The sequence below is a fragment of the Pseudonocardia lacus genome (assembly GCF_018531445.1).
GTDB classification, from domain to species: Bacteria; Actinomycetota; Actinomycetes; order Mycobacteriales; family Pseudonocardiaceae; genus Pseudonocardia; species Pseudonocardia lacus.
This window is the reverse complement of record NZ_JAHDTH010000457.1, coordinates 1-1,323: the sequence shown is the minus strand read 5'-3', so window position 1 is coordinate 1,323 and position 1,323 is coordinate 1. Positions and strand designations below refer to the sequence as shown.

Annotated in this window: 1 protein-coding gene; it reads right to left on the bottom strand. The window is 78.8% G+C overall.

Going from position 1 to position 1,323, the window contains the following annotated elements:
* A partial coding sequence (locus KIK08_RS39055; RefSeq protein WP_214408336.1) for an ABC transporter transmembrane domain-containing protein occupies nucleotides 1-1,323 on the bottom strand: 1,323 nt, incomplete at both ends.

The following is a 1,323-nucleotide window of genomic DNA, read 5'->3' as shown; positions in this document are numbered from 1 at the left end:
GGGGCGGCCAGCAGCAGCCGGGCCAGGGCCAGCTGCTGGGCTTGGGCCGCGGTGAGCGCGTGCCCGCCCTCGCCGACGACGGTGGCCGCGGCGGCCGGCAGGGCCGCCACCCACCCCGCGGCGCCCACGGCCTCGATCGCGACCCCGATCTCGGCGTCGGTGGCCGCCGGCCGGGCCAGCCGCAGGTCCTCGGCCAGCGGGCCGGCGAAGACGTGCACCTCCTGGGTGAGCAGCGCGACGGTCTCCCCGGTCCGGGGCGCGTCCGCGCCGACCAGGACGCGCCCGGCGGTGGGAGGCTGCACCCCGGCCACGAGCCGGCCGAGGGTCGTCTTGCCGGCCCCGCTGGCGCCGACGACCGCGACCCTGCCGCCCGGTGGGACGTCCAGGTCGACGTCGGCGAGCACGGGGTGGCCGGGCCGGTAGGCGTGGCCGAGCCCGGTCGCGGTGATGCGCGGCGGCCCGTCCGGGCGGTCCCCGCGTGGGTCGGCGGGCCTCACGGTGGTGGCGACCACCGCGTCGGCCTCGGCGTCCCCGCTGCCGACGACGCCGGCGAGCCGGGCGAGGCCGGCCGCCGCGGTCTGGGCCTCGTCGAGCAGCCCCAGCGCCACGTTGACCGGCGCGAACAGCGCGTGGAAGTACAGCGCCGCCGCCGTTGCCGCGCCGATGGTCGCCGTCCCGTCGCGCACGAGCAGGTAGCCCGCCGCCAGCACCGCGGCCAGCCCGACGAACTCCGCGGTGTTCAGCCGCCCGAACAGCCCGTTGACCAGCACGATCCCGCGCACGGTCAGCTCGACCGCGCGCTCGGACCGCCGGTCGACCAGGTCGGTGTGGTGGTCCTGCAGGCCGTGCGCCACCACGGTGCGCGCCCCGCCCACGGTGTCCAGGAGCTGCTGCTGCAGCTCGCCGGTCGCGACCCGCTGGCGCGCGTAGAGCGGCACGGCTCGCCGGACGAACGACCGCGCGGCCAGCAGCTGGATCGGCACCGCCAGCAGCGCGGCCAGGGCGAAGCGCCAGTCCAGTACCAGCAGACCGACGAGGGTCAGCACGATGGTGAGCACCGCGCGTAGCAACGCCGGCAGCGAGCGCCGCACCACCTCCTGGACCATGGCGATGTCGTGCGCGGCGCGCGCGGTGAGGTCGCCGCTGCCCGCGGCCTCGACGCGAGCGAGGGGCAGCCGCAGCGCGGTGGTCACGAACGCCTCCCGCAGCCGGGCCAGCGCGGCCTCGCCCGCCGCGACCAGCTGGGCCTGCCCGAGCGCCGCCGCGGCCCCGTGCAGCAGCGCGACCCCGCCGACCGCCAGCGCGAGCAGGACGACGCCCTCC